The sequence below is a fragment of the Aerophototrophica crusticola genome, assembly GCF_012913305.1.
Lineage (GTDB): Bacteria > Pseudomonadota > Alphaproteobacteria > Azospirillales > Azospirillaceae > Niveispirillum > Niveispirillum crusticola.
In genome coordinates this window covers 733,720-753,684 of the sequence record NZ_CP051775.1, presented here as the reverse complement: position 1 = coordinate 753,684, position 19,965 = coordinate 733,720, and the positions used below count along the sequence as shown (strand labels likewise).

At 69.3% G+C, this 19,965-nt stretch carries 23 protein-coding genes; 9 read left to right on the top strand and 14 right to left on the bottom strand.

The features are described 5' to 3' along the window. Positions 1-35: 35 nt before the first annotated feature. Entirely contained in the window at positions 36-245 is a 210-nt protein-coding gene (locus HHL28_RS03600) for a DUF4169 family protein (protein ID WP_404326409.1), read from the top strand. Positions 246-288: 43 nt separating this feature from the next. Here the strand turns inward: HHL28_RS03600 and HHL28_RS03595 are convergent, their stop codons facing one another. From HHL28_RS03595 to HHL28_RS03580, 4 genes are all read right to left on the bottom strand, one after another. Next, positions 289-1,356 carry a 5-(carboxyamino)imidazole ribonucleotide synthase gene (locus tag HHL28_RS03595; protein ID WP_075770734.1) on the bottom strand — a complete coding sequence of 356 codons (1,068 nt, stop codon included), beginning with the start codon at positions 1,354-1,356 and terminating at the stop codon, positions 289-291. Continuing rightward, a complete protein-coding gene (gene purE, locus HHL28_RS03590) occupies positions 1,353-1,817 on the bottom strand; it encodes a 5-(carboxyamino)imidazole ribonucleotide mutase (RefSeq protein WP_075770794.1) in 465 nt (154 codons plus the stop codon). Before purE ends, HHL28_RS03595 begins: the two co-directional genes overlap by 4 nt. Positions 1,818-1,970: 153 nt before the next feature. Further along, positions 1,971-2,549, bottom strand: coding sequence for a Uma2 family endonuclease (locus HHL28_RS03585; RefSeq protein ID WP_075770735.1), 579 nt, complete (start codon positions 2,547-2,549; stop codon positions 1,971-1,973). Between the two features lie 57 nt (positions 2,550-2,606). After that, positions 2,607-2,807 (bottom strand): YdcH family protein, encoded by a 201-nt coding sequence (locus tag HHL28_RS03580; protein ID WP_075770736.1) that lies wholly within the window; start codon positions 2,805-2,807, stop codon positions 2,607-2,609. A gap of 208 nt (positions 2,808-3,015) precedes the next feature. Between HHL28_RS03580 and HHL28_RS03575 the strand changes: the two genes are divergently transcribed. The 5 genes from HHL28_RS03575 to HHL28_RS03555 all read left to right on the top strand — a co-directional run bounded on the left by HHL28_RS03575 (position 3,016) and on the right by HHL28_RS03555 (position 7,575). Beyond that, on the top strand, positions 3,016-4,098 hold the full coding sequence (locus HHL28_RS03575; protein WP_075770737.1) for an ATP-dependent 6-phosphofructokinase: 1,083 nt from the start codon (positions 3,016-3,018) through the stop codon (positions 4,096-4,098). A 3-nt stretch (positions 4,099-4,101) separates the two neighbouring features. After that, positions 4,102-4,599 (top strand): TIGR02444 family protein, encoded by a 498-nt coding sequence (locus HHL28_RS03570; RefSeq protein ID WP_075770738.1) that lies wholly within the window; start codon positions 4,102-4,104, stop codon positions 4,597-4,599. 153 nt (positions 4,600-4,752) lie between these two features. Then, on the top strand, positions 4,753-6,810 hold the full coding sequence (locus HHL28_RS03565; protein ID WP_083699033.1) for a M13 family metallopeptidase: 2,058 nt from the start codon (positions 4,753-4,755) through the stop codon (positions 6,808-6,810). A gap of 125 nt (positions 6,811-6,935) precedes the next feature. Continuing rightward, positions 6,936-7,178, top strand: coding sequence for an AbrB/MazE/SpoVT family DNA-binding domain-containing protein (locus HHL28_RS03560; RefSeq protein WP_075770739.1), 243 nt, complete (start codon positions 6,936-6,938; stop codon positions 7,176-7,178). After that, complete coding sequence (locus tag HHL28_RS03555; RefSeq protein ID WP_075770740.1) at positions 7,171-7,575, top strand: type II toxin-antitoxin system VapC family toxin; 405 nt, start codon at positions 7,171-7,173, stop codon at positions 7,573-7,575. The genes HHL28_RS03560 and HHL28_RS03555 overlap by 8 nt, the downstream gene beginning before the upstream one ends. A 77-nt stretch (positions 7,576-7,652) precedes the next feature. On the opposite strand, the gene HHL28_RS03550 is transcribed toward HHL28_RS03555, so the two are convergent. Together HHL28_RS03550 and HHL28_RS03545 are read right to left on the bottom strand one after the other, a co-directional pair. Further along, positions 7,653-7,934, bottom strand: coding sequence for a hypothetical protein (locus HHL28_RS03550; RefSeq protein WP_075770741.1), 282 nt, complete (start codon positions 7,932-7,934; stop codon positions 7,653-7,655). A gap of 130 nt (positions 7,935-8,064) precedes the next feature. Next, the gene (locus tag HHL28_RS03545) at positions 8,065-8,685 is read right to left on the bottom strand and encodes a UbiX family flavin prenyltransferase (protein WP_075770796.1); all 621 of its coding nucleotides are present in this window, start codon (positions 8,683-8,685) and stop codon (positions 8,065-8,067) included. Positions 8,686-8,932: 247 nt separating this feature from the next. On the opposite strand from HHL28_RS03545, the gene HHL28_RS03540 reads away from it, so the two are divergent. Further along, positions 8,933-9,100 (top strand): YdcH family protein, encoded by a 168-nt coding sequence (locus HHL28_RS03540; RefSeq protein WP_075770742.1) that lies wholly within the window; start codon positions 8,933-8,935, stop codon positions 9,098-9,100. A 254-nt stretch (positions 9,101-9,354) separates the two neighbouring features. Here HHL28_RS03540 and HHL28_RS03535 read toward each other — a convergent pair whose 3' ends face one another. Together HHL28_RS03535 and HHL28_RS03530 are read right to left on the bottom strand one after the other, a co-directional pair. Next, positions 9,355-9,957 carry a DUF1013 domain-containing protein gene (locus HHL28_RS03535; protein ID WP_075770743.1) on the bottom strand — a complete coding sequence of 201 codons (603 nt, stop codon included), beginning with the start codon at positions 9,955-9,957 and terminating at the stop codon, positions 9,355-9,357. Positions 9,958-10,167: 210 nt separating this feature from the next. Further along, positions 10,168-11,163 (bottom strand): NAD(P)H-quinone oxidoreductase, encoded by a 996-nt coding sequence (locus HHL28_RS03530; RefSeq protein WP_075770744.1) that lies wholly within the window; start codon positions 11,161-11,163, stop codon positions 10,168-10,170. A gap of 99 nt (positions 11,164-11,262) precedes the next feature. Between HHL28_RS03530 and HHL28_RS03525 the strand changes: the two genes are divergently transcribed. Next, positions 11,263-11,451, top strand: a complete 189-nt coding sequence (locus HHL28_RS03525; protein WP_404326406.1) for a DUF1192 domain-containing protein — start codon at positions 11,263-11,265, stop codon at positions 11,449-11,451. Between the two features lie 134 nt (positions 11,452-11,585). Here the strand turns inward: HHL28_RS03525 and HHL28_RS03520 are convergent, their stop codons facing one another. The 4 genes from HHL28_RS03520 to fumC form a co-directional block, all read right to left on the bottom strand. Further along, on the bottom strand, positions 11,586-11,789 hold the full coding sequence (locus HHL28_RS03520) for a ribbon-helix-helix domain-containing protein (protein ID WP_075770745.1): 204 nt from the start codon (positions 11,787-11,789) through the stop codon (positions 11,586-11,588). An 8-nt stretch (positions 11,790-11,797) separates the two neighbouring features. Further along, positions 11,798-14,020 carry a TonB-dependent receptor gene (locus HHL28_RS03515; RefSeq protein WP_404326856.1) on the bottom strand — a complete coding sequence of 741 codons (2,223 nt, stop codon included), beginning with the start codon at positions 14,018-14,020 and terminating at the stop codon, positions 11,798-11,800. A gap of 249 nt (positions 14,021-14,269) precedes the next feature. After that, the gene (gene bioB, locus HHL28_RS03510) at positions 14,270-15,262 is read right to left on the bottom strand and encodes a biotin synthase BioB (RefSeq protein WP_075770747.1); all 993 of its coding nucleotides are present in this window, start codon (positions 15,260-15,262) and stop codon (positions 14,270-14,272) included. Positions 15,263-15,391: 129 nt separating this feature from the next. Then, entirely contained in the window at positions 15,392-16,786 is a 1,395-nt protein-coding gene (gene fumC, locus HHL28_RS03505; RefSeq protein WP_075770748.1) for a class II fumarate hydratase, read from the bottom strand. 344 nt (positions 16,787-17,130) lie between these two features. Between fumC and HHL28_RS03500 the strand changes: the two genes are divergently transcribed. After that, a complete protein-coding gene (locus HHL28_RS03500) occupies positions 17,131-17,685 on the top strand; it encodes a hypothetical protein (RefSeq protein ID WP_169654704.1) in 555 nt (184 codons plus the stop codon). A 105-nt stretch (positions 17,686-17,790) separates the two neighbouring features. Here HHL28_RS03500 and HHL28_RS03495 read toward each other — a convergent pair whose 3' ends face one another. Further along, positions 17,791-18,168: a hypothetical protein gene (locus tag HHL28_RS03495; protein ID WP_075770750.1), complete on the bottom strand. Its 378-nt coding sequence runs from the start codon at positions 18,166-18,168 to the stop codon at positions 17,791-17,793. Between the two features lie 129 nt (positions 18,169-18,297). Continuing rightward, on the bottom strand, positions 18,298-19,869 hold the full coding sequence (locus HHL28_RS03490; RefSeq protein WP_075770751.1) for an energy transducer TonB: 1,572 nt from the start codon (positions 19,867-19,869) through the stop codon (positions 18,298-18,300). Positions 19,870-19,965: the final 96 nt, after the last annotated feature.

The window sequence follows — 19,965 nt, the reverse complement described above, 5'->3', positions numbered from 1 at the left end:
GGAAGGCGGTACCCTTCCCTACCCGCCAGCATCGCATGATCGGTGAAGATATGGGCGAGATCGTGAACCTGAACCGATTCCGCAAGGCGCGCGAGAAGGCGGATCGGGAACAGCGCGCCATCGAGAACCGGGCCAAGTTCGGCCAATCCAAGCTGGCCAACCGCCAGAGGGAGGCCTTGGACCGGAAGGCCGACAAGCTGCTGGACGGCCACCGGCTGGGCAAGCGGGACGGGGAGCCGGAATAGGGCCACCCGCCCGGACGGCCCGCTTGGAAGCAGGGCCGCCGCCTTACGCCTTCCGGTTCACATGCCCCATCTTGCGGCCCGGCCGGGCCTCACTCTTGCCGTAGAGGTGCAGGTGGGCGCCCGGTTCGGCCAGCAGGGCCGGCCAAGCGGCCACGTCGTCGCCGATCAGGTTGGTCATGACGCATGGGCTGACGATGCCCGTGGGCCCCAGGGGCAGGCCGCAGACGGCGCGGACGAACTGCTCGAACTGGTCGGTCTCGCAGAAATCCTGGGTCCAGTGGCCGGAATTGTGGGGCCGCGGCGCAACCTCGTTCACCAGCACCCGCCCGTCCGAAGTGACGAACATCTCCACCGCCAGCAGGCCGACGACGTTTAGGGAGCGTGTCATCGTCTCCGCCACCCGCACGGCCTGCGCCGCGACGGCGGGCGTCACGGCGGCGGGAACATGGGTGGTGTCCAGGATGCCTGACTTGTGCCGGTTCTCCACCACGGGGAAGCTGGCCATCACGCCGTCTTCCCGCCGGGCGGTGATGACGGAGACCTCGCAGGCGAAGTCCACGAAGCCTTCCAGGATGGCCTCGTCCGTGCCGACGGCGGCCCAGGCGTCTGCGAGGTCGGTGCCGGGCAGGATGCGGGCCTGACCCTTGCCGTCATAACCCAGGCGGGTGGATTTCAGGATGGACGGGCGGCCCAACTCGGCCACCGCCGCCTCCAGCTCCGCCACGTTGCGGACGGCGCGGAAGGGCGCGGTCTCCAGGCCTTGCGCGTTGGCGAAGGCCTTTTCCTTGAGCCGGTCCTGGGCCACCGCCAGGACGGCGGAGCCGGGATGCACCGGTACCAGGGTAGACAGGAAATCCACCGTGCCGGTGGGCACGTTCTCCCACTCCAGCGTCACCACGTCCACGGACGCGGCGAAGCGGGCCAGGGCATCACGGTCATGCCAGTCGGCGGTGGTGACCTCCGCACAGACCTGGCCGCAGGAGCTTTCCCGCCCTTCCAGGGAAAAGGCGTGGAGCTTGTAGCCCAGGCGGGCGGCGGCCAGGGCGGTCATGCGGCCCAGCTGGCCGGCGCCCAGCATGCCGATGGTGGAACCGGGGGGCAGCGTCCTCACGGCGCGTCCACCGGGAACTCGGCCACGGCCTCCGTCTGCCGCTTGCGCCAGTCGGCGAGGCGGCCATGCAGCCCCTCGTCGTTGAGGGCGAGGACGGCAGCCGCCAGCAGCGCCGCGTTGATGGCCCCGGCCTTGCCGATGGCGAGGGTACCCACGGGGATGCCACCGGGCATCTGGACGATGGAGTAGAGGCTGTCCACGCCCTTCAGCGCGTGGCTTTCCACCGGCACGCCGAAGACGGGCAGCGTGGTCATGGAAGCGGCCATGCCGGGCAGGTGGGCGGCCCCGCCGGCCCCGGCGATGATCACCTTCACGCCCCGGTCCCGGGCCGTGGTGGCATAGTCGTACAGGCGCTGCGGCGTGCGGTGGGCGGAGACGATCCGCGCCTCATGCGCCACGCCGAGGGCGGCCAGCGTGTCGGCCGCGTGCTTCATGGTGGCCCAGTCGGACTGGCTGCCCATGATGATGCCCACCGGCGGGCTCTGTGTCTCGGGGGCGCTCACGGCTCTGGCTCTCCTGGCAACACCGGGTCGCGGAAAGCGCCGCAGTATAGGCGGCCGGAACCCGCTGGCAAGCCGCGCGGGCGCAAGGGAACCGCGCGTTTGTGCCGCGTCTTAAAAAGGTACGTTCCGATAGATGTCCGCCAGGGACATGGCGATGTCCATGGAGGGCAGGCGCAAGACGTGGCCCGGCTCGGTCAGCCGCTCTTCAGGCGCGTCCACCCAATCGTCGCCGTCGTCATGCCGACGATAGACTGTGACCTCCATCCGGCGGCTGTCCACCAGCACGATCTCCCGGACACCGGGGAGGCTGGCGTAGAAGGGCAGCTTGGCGAGGGTGTCGGCCCAATTGGACGGGGACAGCACCTCAAAGATCACGGTCGCTTCCAACAACGTCCGCCGCACCGGCTCTTGGCAGGTCAGGACCACGTCCGGCGCGCGCATGGTGTGGTGGCGGAAGCTCTTGGCCAGCCCGGCCTCTGTGATCGGGCGGCAGGGCGGGCGGTCGCGCAGGGCAAGAAAGGCCAGACCCGTGATGTTGGCCTGTATCGTGCCATGCTCGGGACTGGGTTGTGCCTGGGCGACGGGGATGCCGCCAATCAGCTCATGGTTCGAGTCCGTGCCGTCGCCGGGCCAGTCGGCGAATTCGGCCACAGTCATCAACGCGGGCTTTCCCAGGGGCAAGGCGTTCATGGGTCCACCTCCTGACCTCGCGACGATAACATGCGGGCAGGCCGGTGACACCCGCCGTCAGGCAATGATGTCCGGCACCAGCTCGCTTTCCAGCCGGGCGATCATGTCCTTCAGCAGCAGCTTGCGCTTCTTCATGCGCTGGATCTGCAACTGGTCCATGGGCATCTGGTCCTGCAGGCGACGGATGACGTCGTCCAGGTCGCGGTGCTCCACCCGGAGTGCGGCCAGCTTCTCTTTCAGCACCAGTTGATCCGTCATGGGTCCCGCGTAAGCACGCCAATTCCATCGCGGGCCGGCTGTCCGCCACGTCGCCCACCGCCTTGGCCCCAGTCCATAACACAAAACCCCGGCATTGTGGGCCGCCCTTTTTCAGGGGCACCAAGGGCAGGTCCACGCCGTTGAAGCGCGGCAGGCTTTCCCGCAAACTGCGCGCCCGACCCATCCCTTTCCCCTGACGGACGATCCAATGGCTGGCGAGAAGCGTATCGGCATCCTGACAAGCGGCGGAGACTGCGCCGGACTGAACGCCGTGATCCGGGCGGCGGTGCACCGGGCCGCCCACCATGGTTGGGAGATCGTCGGCATCGAGGACGGGACCCAGGGCCTGCTGCAACGGCCCGTGCGCTATGTCACCCTGGACCGCAACATGGTGGACGGGAACATGATGCGCCAGGGCGGCACGATCCTGGGCACCACCAACAAGGGCGACCCCTTCGCCTATCCCATGGCCGACGGCAGCCGCAAGGACCGCTCGGCGGAGATCATCGGCGGCCTGCGGGAACTGGGCGTGGACGCCCTGATCGGCATCGGCGGCGACGGCAGCATGGCCATCCTGCGCAAGCTGGCCGCCATCGGCGGGATCAAGCTGATCGGCATCCCCAAGACCATCGACAACGACCTTGGCGTGACGGAGACCAGCGTCGGCTTCGACACCGCCGTGGCCGTGGCGACCGAGGCGCTGGACCGGCTGCAACCCACGGCGGCCAGCCATGACCGGGTGATGGTGCTGGAGGTGATGGGCCGCGACGCCGGGCACATCGCCCTGTCCGCGGGCATCGCCGGCGGGGCCGACGTGATCCTGCTGCCGGAGATCGCCTGGTCCGTCCAGGGCATCGCCGCGAAGATCCGCCGCATCCAGCAGGCGGGCCGCAACTTCGCCCTGGTGGTGGTGTCGGAGGCGGTGAAGACCATGGAGGGTGCCGCCGCCCAGCAGCAGTTCACCGACGGGCAGAAGCGCTATGGCGGCATCGGCAACTATGTCGGCCACCTGATCGCCGAGGCCACGGGGGCAGAGACCCGGGTCACCGTGCTGGGCCACGTGCAGCGCGGCTGCCCGCCCAGCTACCGCGACCGGCTGCTGGCCAGCGCCTTCGGGGTGAAGGCTGTGGATTTGATCGCGGAGGGCAAGTCCGACCGGCTGCTGGCCTGGTCCAACCGCCAGGTCATCGACGTGCCCATCGAGGAGGCCATCAAGACCTACGCCGCCGTGGACGTGGACAGCACCCTGGTACAGACGGCGCGCGGTCTGGGGATCTACCTGGGGGACTGAGGGATGGCGGACACGCCCACCCTCTGGACCTTCTCGCTCACCGTCTATGCCCACCCCGGCGTGGCAGAGGCCTGCCTGCACGCGCAGGACGCGCTGGGCCAGGACGTGAACCTGCTGCTCTGGGCCGCCTGGGTGGGGGCGGCCCATGGGCACGGGTTGTCCGGTGGTGAGGTCGCGGCGGCCAGGGCGGCCGTGGCGCCCTGGTCGGAGTCGGTGGTGCTGCCGCTGCGTGCCCTGCGGCGCGGGTTGAAGGCGGGGCCGCCGCCTGCCCCCTCCCCCGCCACCGACGCCCTGCGGGAAAGGGTCAAGGCCCTGGAGCTGGAAGCGGAGCGGATCGAGCAGGACGTCCTCTCCGCCCACCCCGCGGTACTGCGCCCCGGACCGGTCCGGGCGGCGGCGCTGCGGGCCAATGTGGGCCTGCTGCTGCCCCCGGGGGCGGACATGGTTACCGATCGGCTGTGCGCCGCTGTGGGGGAGGCCTTTCCCGGCATGGCGGGGTGAACCTTCGGGTGGACGCGCCCGGCAATGTCCCCACCCCGAGTCGTTGCTTTCGTAACAGTCCGGTTACAAAGCTTTCAGTGCCCCTGCCCACCCGCTTTTGGCAAGATGCGGCCAACCCGAACGGGTCAAACATAGGGTGGGGAGAGGCTTCCTATGAGCATGCGTACGGCCGCGGGCATCGCGGCGTTGGGTTTTGTCCTGCTGTCCGGCAGCGCGCTGGCGGCACCGGACCAGGTGGCGCAGACGGCCGCCGTGCCGAAGGCCCAGCCGGCAGCACCGGGCCTGCCGGTGGTGGATCCCTCGGTCAACCCTTGCGACAACTTCTTCCTCCACGCCTGCGGGCCGTGGATCAAGGAGAACCCCATCCCCGCCGACCAGTCGCGCTGGGGCAACTTCGGCGCGCTGGCGGAGCGCAACCGCGACATCCTGCGCCAGATCCTGGAAGAGGCCGCCAAGAACCCGACGCCGGAGACCCGTAAGATCGGCGACTTCTACGGCACCTGCATGGACGAGAAGGCGGTGGAGGCCGCGGGCATCGCCCCGCTGAAGGCCCATTTCGACCGCATCAACGCCGTGGGCAACCGGGCCGACCTGACCAAGCTGGTGGCCGACCTGCATTCCATGGGCGTCGGCACCCTGTTCAGCTTCTACCGGCAGCAGAGCTTCAGCAACGCCATCCAGACCATCGCCAGCGCCGACCAGGGCGGCCTGGGCCTGCCGGACCGCGACTTCTACTTCAAGGATGACGAGAAGTCGAAGCAGCAGCGCGAGGCCTATGTCGCGCACATCACCAAAATGTTCACCCTGGCCGGTGACACGGAGGCCGCAGCCGCCAAGAAGGCCGAGGCCATCATGGGCTTCGAGACCAAGCTGGCCGAGGGGTCCCGCAACCGGTTGGAGCGCCGTGACCCGCTGAAGCGCAACAACCCCTTCACCCTGGCCGACTTCCAGAAGCTGGCCCCCAGCGTGGACTGGGCGACCTACATCAAGGCCATGGGCGCGCCGTCGGTGAAGGACCTGAACGTCGGCAACCCCGACTTCTTCAAGACCCTGGAGAAGGTGCTGGCGGAGGCCCCCACCGACACGGTGAAGGCCTATCTGTCCTGGCACGTGCTGCGCGCCTCGGCCCCCTGGCTGCCGGACGCGTTCGTGCAGGAGAACTTCAACTTCTACGGCAAGACCCTGTCGGGCACCAAGGAGATCCAACCCCGCTGGAAGCGCTGCGTGGCCGCCACGGACACCGCCCTGGGCGAGGATCTGGGCAAGCACTTCGTGGAGCGCGCCTTCGGGCCGGAGCACAAGAAGCGCATGCTGACCATGGTGGGCGACGTGCAGGCCGCCTTCGCCGAGATGATCCCCCAGCTGGACTGGATGAGCAAGGAGACCCAGGCCAAGGCGCTGGAAAAGCTGAAGAACCAGCCCAACAAGATCGGCTATCCCGAGCAGTGGCGCGACTATTCCAAGCTGGAGGTCAAGCAGGGCGACCTGCTGGGCAACGCCATGCGCGCGGCGGTGTTCGAGACGCGCTATGACATGAACAAGATCGGCAAGCCACGGGACGACAAGGAATGGGGCATGACCCCGCCGACGGTGAACGCCTATTACTCGCCGCAGCAGAACAACATCAACTTCCCGGCCGGCATCCTGCAGCCGCCCTTCTTCGACTTCAGGGCTGACGACGCCTACAACTACGGCGCCATCGGTGCCGTGATCGGGCACGAGATCACCCACGGCTTCGACGACCAGGGCCGCAAGTTCGACGCCCGGGGCAACCTGGCCAACTGGTGGACCGACGAGGACGAGAAGAAGTTCACCGAGCGGGCCCAATGCCTGGTGGACCAGTACGGCAACTTCGTCGCCGACGGCGAAACCAAGCTGAACGGCAAGCAGACCCTGGGTGAGAACACCGCCGACAATGGCGGCATCCGCATGGCGATGAACGGCCTGCGCAAGCGCCTGGGCGAAAAGGGCATGGCCGAGAAGATCGGCGGCCTGACGGCGGAGCAGCGCTTCTTCTACGGCTTCGCCAACATCTGGTGCTCGTCCGAGCGGCCGGAGGCCCGCCGCCTGCAAGCCCTGACGGGCGTGCACTCCCTGCCGGAGTTCCGGGTGAACGGCACCGTGTCCAACTCCCCGGACTTCGCCAAGGCCTTCAACTGCCCCGCGGGCTCGCCCATGAACCGGGCGGAGAAGGCCTGCCGGGTCTGGTAAGGGCGCTGTCATCGCCAAGCGTATCGGGGCGGCCTTCGCGGGCCGCCCCTTTTTTTCCACCCCACCCTTGAGCCAATCCTCATTCCATGCCAGATTTCTCGATGTGGCACAGAGGAGGTTCTGCCATGTCACACATCTCGATGGCATCGAATGGCCGCCTGGTGGTCCCGGCGGCCCTCCGTGCCGAAATGGGGCTGCAGGGTGGCGGCGACCTCTTCGGTTCCGTGCAGGACGGCAAGCTGGTCCTGGAACCATATAGGGACGTGCTTTCCCGCGTCCGGGCGAGAATCCGGAAGCATATCCCGGAGGGTACGGTCCTGTCCGACAGCCTGATCCAGGATCGCCGGGCCGAGGCCGAGCGTGAGTGAGGATGCCGTCCTCGACGCCTCGGCCCTGATCGCCTTGCTGCTTGGCGAGCCGGGATGCGAGGTGGTCGAGGCCGTCATGCCAGGGGCCATGATCAGCGCGGTCAATTTGGCAGAAGTCGTCAGCAAGCTGACCGAAGGCGGGGTGCCTTCCCAGGACGCCTACGCGGCAACCATGGAGGCGGGTCCCCGGGTCGTGGACTTCACGGCAGAGCAAGTGGAGTTCGTCGGCCGGCTCCGTGGCCTGACCCGCTCCCACAGGCTTTCCTTGGGTGACCGCTGCTGCCTGGCATTGGGAAAGCAGAAAGGCGCGAGGATCCTGACGACGGATCGCGCGTGGTTGAAGGTGGCCGGGGAAATCGGGGTCCAGGTGACCTTGATCCGGACCGGCGCGAACTGAGGCCCACCGGAAGAGCTACATGAAAGCGGCGACAGGAAGGGGAGAGATGTTGCTCCCTCCCCTTCCAAAAACCGCGTTTACCGCGGGTTGGACGTCGCGGAGCCGTCGACCTTGCCGTCGCTGCTGTCCAGGCGCTCGCGGGCAGCCGCGTCATTGTTCTCGGCGCGCTCGGCCTGGGCCTCGATCTTGTCGCCCAGCTTCTCGGCCGCGTTCTCGGTCTTTTCCGCCGCGTTCTCGGCGGCGTTGTCGATCTTCTCACCCGCCCGCTCGGCCGGGCCCTCGCTGTCACAGGCAGCCAGGCCCAGCGGGGCGGCCAGCAGCAGGACGGCGGCGAAGCGGCGGAAGGTGGTGGTAGACATCTGTGAACCCATTCGTCGTTGGACCGTGGCCGCTGCGTCGCGACCTGCCAAACCAACGCGCCCCCGGACCCCGCGGTTCCGCGGGCGTTCTGGGTATTTTCGCGGCAAGATTGGGGCAAAGCCCCCCGCCTCAACCCCCTGCCTCTTCCAGCGGCGGTTCGCCCCATCGCTTGACCTTGCCGGTGTCGATGCCGAACAGGTCCAGTGCCCGGCCGACGCTGTGGTCGATCAGATCCTGCACGCTCTGCGGCTTCGCATACATGGCGGGCACGGGCGGGTAGATGATGGCGCCCATCTCCGTCAGGGACACCAGGGTGCGCAGGTGGCCCAGGTGCAGCGGCGTCTCCCGCACCATCAGCACCAGCCGCCGCCGCTCCTTCAGCACCACGTCGGCGGCGCGGGTCAGCAGGGTGGAGGTCACGCCCGTGGCGATCTCGGACATCGTCCGGATGGAACAGGGGGCGACGATCATCCCTAAGGTTTGGAAGCTTCCACTGGAGATGGCAGCCCCAATATCTTGGACGGGGTACACCACATCTGCCAGCTCCCTGACCTGTTGGACCTTGAGCCCTGCCTCATGCGCAAGGGTCACCTCGGCAGACCTGCTCATAACGAGGTGGGACTCGATGCCCAGGGGGCGTAAGGTTTCAAGCAGGCGGATGCCATAGGCGACGCCCGATGCCCCGCTGATACCGACGATCAGCCGCCTTTTCGGGGGTTGTGGGTCCAGGGGGGTCGGATCAGGGTTCATGGTAGCCATGGAGGTGATGTAGCGCCCGAGGCCGGGGCCGTCCACAGCCAGGTGGTCCGTCCGTCCCGCGCGGGGGCGGCAAAGCGTCCCTGGCCCCGTCAAACGGACACCCCATCGGCACCGCCCGCCCGCGGCACCTGCGCGGATACCGGGCCCGATCCCGTGGCGCCCATGCCCCACTACCCTCCCCCCGGTCCCGTCGGGCGGCGTCGTGCGCCGCCTTCGCGCGCAACCAATGGAGGGACTGATGCTGTTTCCCGAGCGCCTGGAAGCTCTTCGCACGAGGCACCAGAAGCTGGACGAAGCGGTAAGGCTGGAAACCAAACGACCTTACCCCGACGGTTCCGCCCTGAAGCAGCTGAAGCTCGAGAAACTGCGGGTCAAGGAAGAGATGGATCGGCTGAGCCGCCACTGACCCGCGAAAACCCCGAAGAGAATGGGAGAGATAGGAAAGGGGCGCACCCGACGGGGTGCGCCCCTTTCTGCATCATGGGATGGCTGACGGGAAGCCGGGACCGGCTTATACCAAGCGCATGAGTTTTTGACTTATGCGCTTGGAGGCCGGCGACCGCCGGCCCGCGGGCCCATGCCCGCGTGAGCCAAGCCGCCGGATGGCGGCGCCCGGCGCCTGAGGGGCCGTTGATCGGGCACGATCAACGGCGGCGGGTATTACTCGTCCTCGTCGGGCACGTAGGCATCGGCGGTGACGATCTGGGACTCGGGCTGCTCCTCGCCCTCCTCCTGCTCCGGCCGGTTCTTCTTGGAACGCTCCAGGGCCGCTTCCAACTCGCGCTGGCTGCACAGGCCCAACAGCACCGGGTTGCGCGGCTTGATGTTGGCGGCGTTCCAGTGGGTCTTGTCGCGCACCGCGGCGATGGTGGTCTTGGTGGTGCCGATCAGCTTGCAGAGCTGGGCATCCGTCAGCTCCGGGTGCGACTTCAGCAGCCAGGCGATGGCGTCGGGCTTGTCGCCGCGCTTGGTGACGGGGGTGTAGCGCGGGCCCTTGGCGCGGGCCACGGGCTGGGGCAGGTCCTGGATGCGGATCTTCAGCTTGTAGCCGGCGTCCTTCTCCCCCTTCTCGATCTCCACCTGGGACAGCTCGCCGCCGGCCACCGGGTCGCGGCCGACCATGCCCACCGCCACCTCGCCGTCGGCGATGGCCTGCACCTCAAGCTCATGCATGCCGCAGAAGTCCGCGATCTGCTCGAACGACAGGCCGGTGTTCTCGACCAGCCAGACGGCGGTGGCCTTCGGCATCAGGGGCAGGGCCATGCTTCCTCCTCGCGAACTCTGGGCGCCTCGGCGGGCGCCCGGGTCAATCCAGGGTCCAACAACGCAATAGCCGCCCGTGCGCGCGGGTCGAAGGCCCCGCACAGCCACGGACGGTCATGACTCGTCCCCCCGCATATAGCCTCCTGCGCCGATACAAGCCACGGCTTTTTGAGGGGCCGCCGCGCGATGCGGTGTCGAGCCGCCCGGCCTTCACACCTCCAGCACGATCTTCCCCACATGGGTGCTGCTTTCCATCAGGGCGTGCGCGTCGGGCGCCTTATCCAAAGGGAAGGTGGCGTGGACCACCGGCTTCACGCGGCCGGACTCCAGCAGCGGCCAGGCCTGGCCCAGCAGGGAGCGGGCGATGGCCCCCTTCTCCGCCACCGAGCGGGCGCGGAGGGTGGAGCCGGTGAGGGTCAGGCGCTTCATCATCACCGGGCGGAGGTCCAGCTTCACCGTCTGGCCGCGCAGGAAGGCGATGCTGACATGCCGCCCCTCAAGGCCCAAGCAGTCCAGGTTGCGGGGGACATAGTCGCCGCCCACCATGTCCAGGATCACGTCCACGCCCTTGCCGCCGGTCAGCTCCTTCGCCACGGCGGCGAAGTCCTCCGCGTGGTAGTCGATGCCCCGGTCGGCGCCCAGGGCCTCGCAGGCCTTCACCTTCTCCGGCCCGCCCGCCGTGGCCAGCACCGTGGCGCCCAAAGCCTTGGCGAGCTGGATGGCGGTGACGCCGATGCCGCTGGTGCCGCCATGGACCAGGAACGTTTCCCCCGGCTTCAGCGCGCCCCGCTCGAACACGTTGGTCCAGACGGTGAAGAAGGTCTCCGGAAGGGAGGCCGCCTGCACTGGGGTCAAGCCCTTCGGGATCGGCAGGCATTGGGGCGCCGGGGCCACCGCGTACTCGGCATAGCCGCCGCCCGCCAGCAGGGCGCAGGCCGGGTCGCCCACGGACCAGCCGGTCACCCCCTCCCCCACCGCCACCACGGTGCCCGCCACCTCCAGCCCCGGCAGGTCGCTGGCACCGGGCGGGGGCGGGTAGACGCCCATCCGTTGCAGCACGTCCGGCCGGTTGACGCCGGCCGCCGCCACCTTCAGCAGCAGCTCCCCCGGGCTAGGCTCCGGTACCGGGCGGGTGCAGGGGGTCAGCACCTCGGGCCCGCCGGGGGCCTTGATCTCCACCGCGCGCATGCTGTCCGGGAGCGTCATTTGCGGTCTCCTGTTGCTGTCCCCGTGTCCGGGTTGCCCGTCACCCGCTCCTATCGCAGAATGGGGGCCGAGACCATCCCTTTGCCCTGGGGGACCGCCATGGCCATCGAACTGGACGACCTGCTGCCGCGCAACCAGAAACCCAAGCCGCGCGACCTGTCCGCCCTGTCGGTCGGCGAGCTGGAAGAATACATCGCCGCTATGGAAGCGGAGATCGCCCGGGTGCGGGAGACGATCAGGGCCAAGCGCGACGTGCGCGGCGCCGCCGAGGCCTTCTTCAAGCGCTGAACTCCCGATTCCCGCCCGCCGGCCCTTGCCCGTGTGCCGCTGCGGGCTAGGTGGTTGTAACGGGAATGCCGTTCCCGCTCAGTGGCTGACTTCAGGCCGGGCCCCGCCTTCGGGCGGCCCGGCCTGATTTTCTTTTAAGCCCCCCGATACTGCCGCAACACCCACACCCGGATGGCGCTGGACAGGTTGCCTTCCCGCCCCTGGTCGATGGCCTCGACCAGGGCGGTGACGGACGTGCCGCGGGTGGCGGCCAGGTCCTTCAGGGCGGACCAGAACTCCTCCTCCAACGTGACGCTGGTAGGGTGGCCGGCGATGAGGAGGGAGCGTTTCTTGACCATGACGCCCCTCAATACCGCCAGCGGGCCTCCACGGTCCAGGTGCGGCCGTCGGCAGGGGTGACCAGCCAGGCGCGGCGGAACTCGGTCCGGCCGGCGACCACCACGGGCTCGTTGAAGCGGATGGCCACGGGGGCGGAGCGGTCGTCAAACAGGTTGCGGACCCGCAACGTGAAGCGCGCCCCGCCCTGCTCCAGCCCGACCCAGGCGTTCACCTTGCCGTCGGCGGGGATCCAGGAAAGGTTGGAGTTCTCCGTGTACTGGCGGGACTGCCACAGCCACTCCCCGCCCAGGAACCCGTCCCAGCCGGCGGCCAGGGCGGCCGTGTACTGGCCGCTGGCCACGATCTGGTGGCGCGACTGGCGCGGCAGAGCGAGACCGGAGATGTCGCCATCGGGCGCGAAGGCCGGGATGTTGAAGTAGTCCGTGTCCCGGTAGTCCCGGAACTCCGCGTCCACGAAGGTATAGGCGGCGCGCAGGTCCAGCCCCTCCACCGGGGCCGCCGCCAGTTCCAGCTCCAAGCCGCGGCTGCGGCTTTGGGCGGCGTTGGCGGTGTAGAAGTTGTTGTTGGTGAAGGGGCCGCTGCTGACGGCCACCACCTGCTGGTCGGTCCAGTCGATCCAGAACAGGGCGGCGTTGGCGGTCACCCTTCCGCCCAGCCATTGCGTCTTGGCCCCGACCTCATAGGTCCAGTTGGTCTCCGGGTCGAAGCTGCGCTCGGTGGGGAGGATGTTGGCCATGGTGCTGAAACCGCCGCTTTTCGCGCCCTTGGCGGCGGAGGCGTAGAGCAGCGCGTCGTCCGTCGCCTGCCAGGACAGGGCGAAGCGGGGCGTCCACATGGTCCATTCGTCGGACAGGCCCACATTGGGCAGGGCCGTGGTGGCGAAGCGCTTCTCATCCCGCTGCCAGCGCAAATCGGCCGTGGCCGTCAGGTCCAAGGGCAGGCGGTAGGACAGGGAGCCGTAGACCGCCCAGCTGTCCGTCACCTCCGCCGTGCGGGTGCCGCCGCCGGGGCGCACGCGGCTCTCCACATAGTCAAAGTCCCTCCGCTCCGTCTCATTGTCGAAGCGGTAGCGGCTGGCTCCGGCGATCCAGGACAGGGGCTCGCCATCATCGTTGGAGACCAGCCGCAGCTCCTGGCTCCAGTCATGCCGGTCGGTCAACTGCCCGGCCCGGGCGATGAGGGCGGCGGAATAGTCGTTGTCGCGGTTGAACTCGTTGGTCTCGAAATTCGCCGCGCTGATGCTGGTCAGGGTGGCGGGGCCGAGGTCGTAATTGACGGTCAGGGCAGTGCGCCAAGCGTCGCGGCGGAAACCAAAATGCTCGGCATTGGCGGCCTGGGTCGGCACGTCCTCCGGGATTTCCCCGCAATACTGGGTGAAGGCGCCCGCGGGCACGCCGGCGGCGTTCAGCCGCTGTTGGCAGTTGGTCTGCAGCCACCAGCCCTTGGGCTGCCCGTCCCGGTCCTCGGCATAGGACACCCGCAGCAGCGCCTCCAGCCGGTCGGTGGGCGTGGCGCGCAGGGTCAGGGCGGCGGCGGTGGATTTCTCCGCCCCGATCTCCGGCCCCCCGGCCAGGGCGTTGCGGTAGAAGCCGTCGTAATCGTCAAGCGCGAAGCTGGCCCGGGCCGCCAGCTTCCCGGCCACCAGCGGCCCGCCGACGCTGGCGGAGAATTCCTTGCGGCCCTTGTTGCCGATGGCGCCGGCAACCTGGCCCTCGACCGCGTCGCCCGGCTTGCGGGTGACCAGGTTCACGGCCCCGCCGAAGGTGTTGCGGCCGAACAGGGCGTTCTGCGGCCCCTTCAGCACCTCGATCCGCTCCACATCATCCAGGAACAGGTTGATGGAGCTGCGGCCGGAGACATAAACCCCGTCCAGGAAGAAGCCCACGCTCGGCTCCTCACCCACCCCCGGCTGGGTCAGGCCGCGGATGGCCGGGGCCGGGTTGAAGCGGCCGAAGGGGTCGCTGACCACCAGGCCCGGGGCGCGGGTGGCGATGTCGGCGATGCTGTCCACCTGCGCCCGCTCAATGGCCTCCGGCCCCAGCACGGTCAGGCTGAGGGGCGTGCGCTGCGGGTCCTCCGCCCGCTGCCGGGCGGTGACGACGATCTCCTCCACCCCTTGGGCGGAAGCGGGGATGGCGGCCAGCAGGGCCAGGGCGGCCGTGGTCGTGCGCAGGGCGTGCATAGGGGTGCCGATGATGCGGGGAACGAACTGACGGCAGGCGGGTAGCACCCCCAACGGGGGGTGTCCAGCGACCAAAGCCATGCGAGAAAGCCGGGCGGGGGTGCTTTTGCGGGAGGGGCCCGCGCAAAGCACTGATGTCACCCCGGGCTTGACCCGGGGCCCTTAGGAAAGCGGACGTGCCAATGGCGCGGCAGCGGGGTGCAAGCCAAGGAAAACAGGGCTTCCGGTGATCTGCACAGAGGGTCCCCGAGGGCCCCGGGTCAAGCCCGGGGTGACATCAGGTGCACTGCAACTTCTTCAGCTTCCCATCACCCGCATCCCCAGCGCCCCCAACAGGGCCATGTCCTTGTCCGCTTCCGGGTTCGGCGTGGTCAGCAGCTTCTCGCCATAGAAGATGCTGTTGGCCCCGGCCAGGAAGCACAGGGCCTGGGTCTCGGTACTCATGCCCTCACGCCCCGCCGACAGGCGCACCATGCTGGCGGGCATGGTGATGCGGGCCACGGCGATGGTGCGGACGAACTCCAGCGGGTCCAGGGCGGCGGTGCCGTTCAGCTTGGTGCCTTCCACCTGGACCAGCAGGTTCACCGGCACGCTTTCCGGGTGCTGCGGCAGGGTGGCCAGGGTGTGGATCAGGCCGACGCGGTCCTCCCGCCCCTCCCCCATCCCGACGATGCCCCCACAGCAGACATTGATCCCCGCCTCCCGCACCGCCGACAGGGTGTCCAGCCGGTCCTGGTAGGTGCGGGTGCTGATGACCTTGCCGTAGAATTCCGGCGAGGTGTCGAGGTTGTGGTTGTAGTAGTCGAGGCCGGCGTCCCGCAGCCGCGCCGCCTGCTCCGGCCGCAGCATGCCCAGGGTGGCGCAGGTTTCCATCCCCAGCGCCTTCACCCCCTCCACCATGGCGCAGACCGTGTCCAGGTCATGGTCCTTGGGCGAGCGCCAAGCCGCCCCCATGCAGAACCGCCCGGCCCCACGGTCCTTCGCCGCCCGCGCCTCCGCCAACACCTGCTCCACCGCCATCAGGCGGGAAGCCTTGAGGCCCGTTTCGAACTCCGCCGACTGCGGGCAATAGGCGCAATCCTCCGGGCAGCCGCCGGTCTTGATGGACAGCAGGGTCGAGACCTGGACCTCCGCCGGGTCGAAGAACCGCCGGTGCTCAGCTTGCGCCCGGAACAGCAGCTCCGGGAAGGGCAGCGCGAACAGGGCCGCGACCTCATCGCGGGTCCAGTCATGGCGGACGGCGCCGTCGGCGGTCGTCACGGGCGCGGCAGTCTCGGCGGCGAGGGTCATGGGATCACCCGCGGGTTCCGGGAAGGAAGGCCGGCGGGGTTAGCAGGAGGGGGCCTCAGCTGTCCAGCCCACATGAAAGCCGGGCTGGGAAGCATTGGCGGGCGAACTTGTCACGCCCCGATCATCCCCTCACCCCGGCCGGATCATCTCCTCCGGCCGGACCCATTCCCTGAACTGCTCCTCCGTCAGCAGGCCCAGTTCCTGGCCGGCTTGCAGCAGGGTGGTGCCGTCCTTGTGGGCCTTCTTGGCAATCTTGGCGGCGTTGTCGTAGCCGATGTGGGGGTTGAGGGCCGTCACCAGCATCAGGCTCTCATGCAGCAGGCGGGCGATGCGGTCGCGGTTGGCCTCGATGCCCACCACGGCGTTGTCGGTGAAGCTGCGGGCGGAGTCGGCCAGCAGGCGGATGCTCTGCAGCACGTTGAAGATGATGACGGGCTTGAAGACGTTCAGCTCGAAATGGCCCGTGGCGCCGGCAAGAGAGACGGTGGTGTGGTTGCCCATCACCTGGGCGCAGACCATGGTCATGGCTTCCGACTGGGTGGGGTTGACCTTGCCGGGCATGATGGAGCTGCCGGGCTCGTTCTCCGGCAGGTTGATCTCCCCGATGCCGCAGCGGGGGCCGCTGCCCAGCAGGCGGATGTCGTTGGCGATCTTCATCAGGCTGACGGCGATGGTGTTCAGGGCGCCGTGCGCCTCCACCAGGCTGTCATGGGCGGCCAAGGCCTCGAACTTGTTGGGCGCCGTCTCGAAGGGCAGGCCGGTGATGTCCGCCACCTCTGCCGCAAAGGCGGTGTCGAAGCCCTTGCGCGCGTTCAGGCCGGTGCCGACCGCCGTGCCGCCCTGGGCCAGGCGCAGCAGGGCGGGCATCACCGCCTTCGCCCGCTCGATCCCATAGGCCACCTGCTGGGCATAGCCGCTGAACTCCTGCCCCAGGGTCAGGGGTGTCGCGTCCTGAAGGTGGGTGCGGCCGATCTTGACGATGTCCGCGAACTCCGCCGCCTTGCCGTCCAGGGCGGCGTGCAGGTGTTCCAGGGCGGGCACCAGCTCATGGTGCACCTGCTCCGCCGCGGCGATGTGCATGGCCGTGGGGAAGCTGTCGTTGGACGACTGGCCCATGTTCACATGGTCATTGGGGTGGACGGGCTTCTTGCTGCCCATCTCCCCGCCCAGCAGCTGGATGGCGCGGTTGGCGATCACCTCGTTGGCGTTCATGTTGGTCTGGGTGCCGGAGCCGGTCTGCCAGACCACCAGGGGGAAGTGGTCGGCCAGGGTGCCGTCGATCACCTCATCCGCCGCGTCGGCGATGGCCTGGCCAAGCTGGGCGTCCAGGGCGCCGAGGCTGATGTTGGCCCGGGCCGCCGCCTTCTTCACGATGCCCAGCGCCCGGACCAGGGGGGCGGGCATGCGCTCCCCGCCGATCCTGAAGTTCTGCAGGGACCGCTGGGTCTGGGCGCCCCAGAAACGGTCGGCCGGCACCTCGATGGGCCCGAAGCTGTCGGTCTCGATCCGGACATTGTCGGCCATGGCGCCCTCTCTGGTCCTTCGCGTCGCGGGATGGTCACAGCCGTTCTAGCCCCGCCGTCCCGCGGCGGCAACGGTGCGGAGGGGCAACCATTCCGCCGGCCGTGCGCCGCGACCCTCCGAGGGCCTTCCGCCACCCCGTCCGAGCGGGTGCTTCGATGTCCCGGCCGGGCTTGAAAATATCGCCGCCCCACCCCTTCCGCCCTATGGAACAATCACCCCTGCTATGTGTCATGCTGGACACAGGGGAACATGGTCGGCCAAGGGCCCGATCCGTTGGGGAACACCCGGAAAACCGGGGACTGCGGGGCGGTAATACAGCCGGCGAGTCAGCGGGGTAAGGGCGCATGCCGTACCGGCAGCGGGGGACTGTCGTGCCCATGGCACAGGCGGTGGGGAACAGGCGGGGGCGGGGGCGCGGGCGCGCCGTCGCCCTGCGGCGGGAAGACCAGGCGGCCGCTGGCTGGCTCAGGCTGGCCATGGGCGCCGCCCTTGCGGGGGCCTTGGCCTGGGGGCTGGGCACCATGCCGTGCGACGCGAAATCGAAGAAGGCCAAACCAGCCGCGGCCGGCACCATCACCGCACGGGAAGGCGTGCCCCTGTCCCAGGCCGCCGCCGCGCCGAAGATGGACCTGACCCCGTCCGGCAAGCAGCAGAAGGATGACGATGGCCGGCTGCGCCTGAACCTGGAGCCGGAGAAGCCCCGGGAGGCCCGGCCCATCGACCCGCTGTCCGGCAGCACCTCTACCAGCTTCGGCGACACCCAGGTGGACATGGGCTGGAGGCTGCGTGGCACCAACCTGTCCATGTCCATGCGGCCGGGCGGCGGCCCCGTGGAGCTGACCAGCAAGCTGGAAGTCCGGGACAAGCGCATGAAGGTTGGCGTGCGCATGCCGTTCTAGGCTTTCGCGTTCCTCGGCCGCCGCGCCCGCGGCTTGGCTTAAGCGGGCACGGGCCAGCGCGGCGGCGGTCGCCGCCGGATCGGTTCACGTCATGTGCAAACCGCTCTACGCATCTCCCTCCCGCCACGCCATGACCGTCACCAGGGCCAGCAGCGGCAGGGCAAGCGCATCCACCACCGCCACGGTGCGCAGGGGACCCTGCGGCAACCCCGCCTGGGCATAGAGTACCAGGAAGCTGAGCACACTGATCCCCACCACCAGCGACGCCGCCCGCCGCGCCCCCGGGCTGGCGGCGGCGAACAGGGCCACCACCAGCACGGCCAGGAACAGACCCGCCCGGTGGCTGACCAGCAGGCCTGCCGTCCCCTCTGCCGGGATGCCATACAGCGTCTGCGCCAGGCCCGGCCGGAACAGCACCGCCGCCGGGGCCGCGTGGACCGCGGCCAGCGCCAGCCAGCATGCCTTCACCACCCACTCCATCATCCCCTCCCCTGCCGGTCTGCATAGGGGGAGGCTAGCCCCTCCGGTCGGGGGTGGCGATTACCTGGCACGTAATCGCGGGGTGGTCGGCGCAGGCGGGAGGACCCGCCATTCCCGGGCACCACGCCGGCGTCAGCCCCTGCCGGGGATCAGGCCCCGTATCGCCTCCACCGCCCCGTCCACGTCCACCTCCGCCGTCCCCACGGTGCACACGGTACCATAGGCGCGGTTCTGCCCGTCCCCCACCGCCGTCACCCGGGCCATCCAGAGGCAGACTCGCCCATTCCTGGCGAAGCGGCTCCAGGCCACGTCATCCTTGGCCCGGACCTCGCCCAAGCCGGCGGCCTGCCCGGCGGGGGTGGCCCGCACCGCCTCCACCAGCGTCCTGGCGTCGGCATGGGCCGCCTTCGCGGTCAAGACGCGGTCCAGCAGCAGTTCCCAATAGCCGTCCATGCCCCCGCCCGAGACAAGGTGCAGGGGCCCGATGCCCGTGCAGCGCAGCCGGTTCCCCTGGGGCAGGTCGAAGGCGGCCGTGCGGCAGTCGTTGGACATCGTGCGCCGCCCCCACCCGTCGGGCGCCGCCTGGCTCAGGTTGACGTAGATGAAGGGGAAGCCGGACAACACCGCCTGCCCCTCCCCCGCCGGCTTGAACCTTGCCCTGGCGAGGCCGTCGCGCAGCATGTCGTCGAACAGCAGGGCCGGGATGGTGGCGACCGTGGTGACGCCGGTCACCTGGCCGTCCGGGTTGGCCTCGACGGCGAAGTTTCCATGGACCGACAGGGACAGGGCCTCCAACTCCGCCGGGACCACGACCGGCAGCGGCCCGTCCAGCTTGGGCCATTTCGGCAACGGCTCCTTGGCCCGCCTCGCCTTGGCGACGGCGGCGGCGAAGTCGCTCGGCGGCTCGGACGTGACCTGGGCCAGGACGGACTGGAGCTTGCCGGCATCAACCGGCTCGGCGGCACAGAGGCTGCCGACCTGGCCCGAATGAATGCCTTGGGCCGGCATGTGGGGCTGCATGCGGGCGAACCAGACGCAGTGGGCAAGGCCGAGTTCCGCCTCCGGCCGGGTGAAGGCGAAGGCCTGGAGCGTGTCCGGCAGCCCGGCGAGGGCGTCGCCGCCCAGTTCCCCCACCCGGCCGCGCGCCAGCGCCGCCACCGGCTTCAGCCAGTTCCGGACCGTGGCCTCGTCCGCCAGGCTGGCGCGCAGCCGCAGCCGGGCCCGGCCGGGGAGGTCGGCGGCGATGCCCACCGTGCCCGGCAGCGCCTCACACTCGCTGCGCTCCGCCCCGGCAAGGCGGAGGGGTGCCTTGTCGCACGGTATGTCGAACACTGGCTGGAACCGCGTGTCATCCTTGTCCCGCAGCCGGAACGCCACCCAGACCCGGACATCGCGGCGGCGGGTCCCGGGCAGGTCGGCCCCGCTGGGCAGGTAGCGCCAGGCGCGGGCCGCCTCCAGCGCCTCCCGCTCGAAGACCAGCCCGGGGGAGGAGTCCACGACGCGCAGGTTGGTGACCGCGCCATCATCGGCTAGGTCGAAGCGGACAAGCACCTTGCCGTCCAGGTTGTGGTTGCTCAGGTCTGGCGGGTAGGCCGGCGGTATCTGGACGAGCGGCGCGGGGCTGCGCTCCTCCGCCAGGGCCGGGGCGACGCCGGCCATGAGGAGGGCGAGGGGAGCCAGTCGGGCCAGGGACGTCAGGCGCATGCCGCGGTTCCGTTCAGAAGGGGTAGGTGGATAAGCCATACACCCCTGTTCCGGGCACTTCCATGCGATCCTGCGCCCGGGCCGCAATCGGTCCGC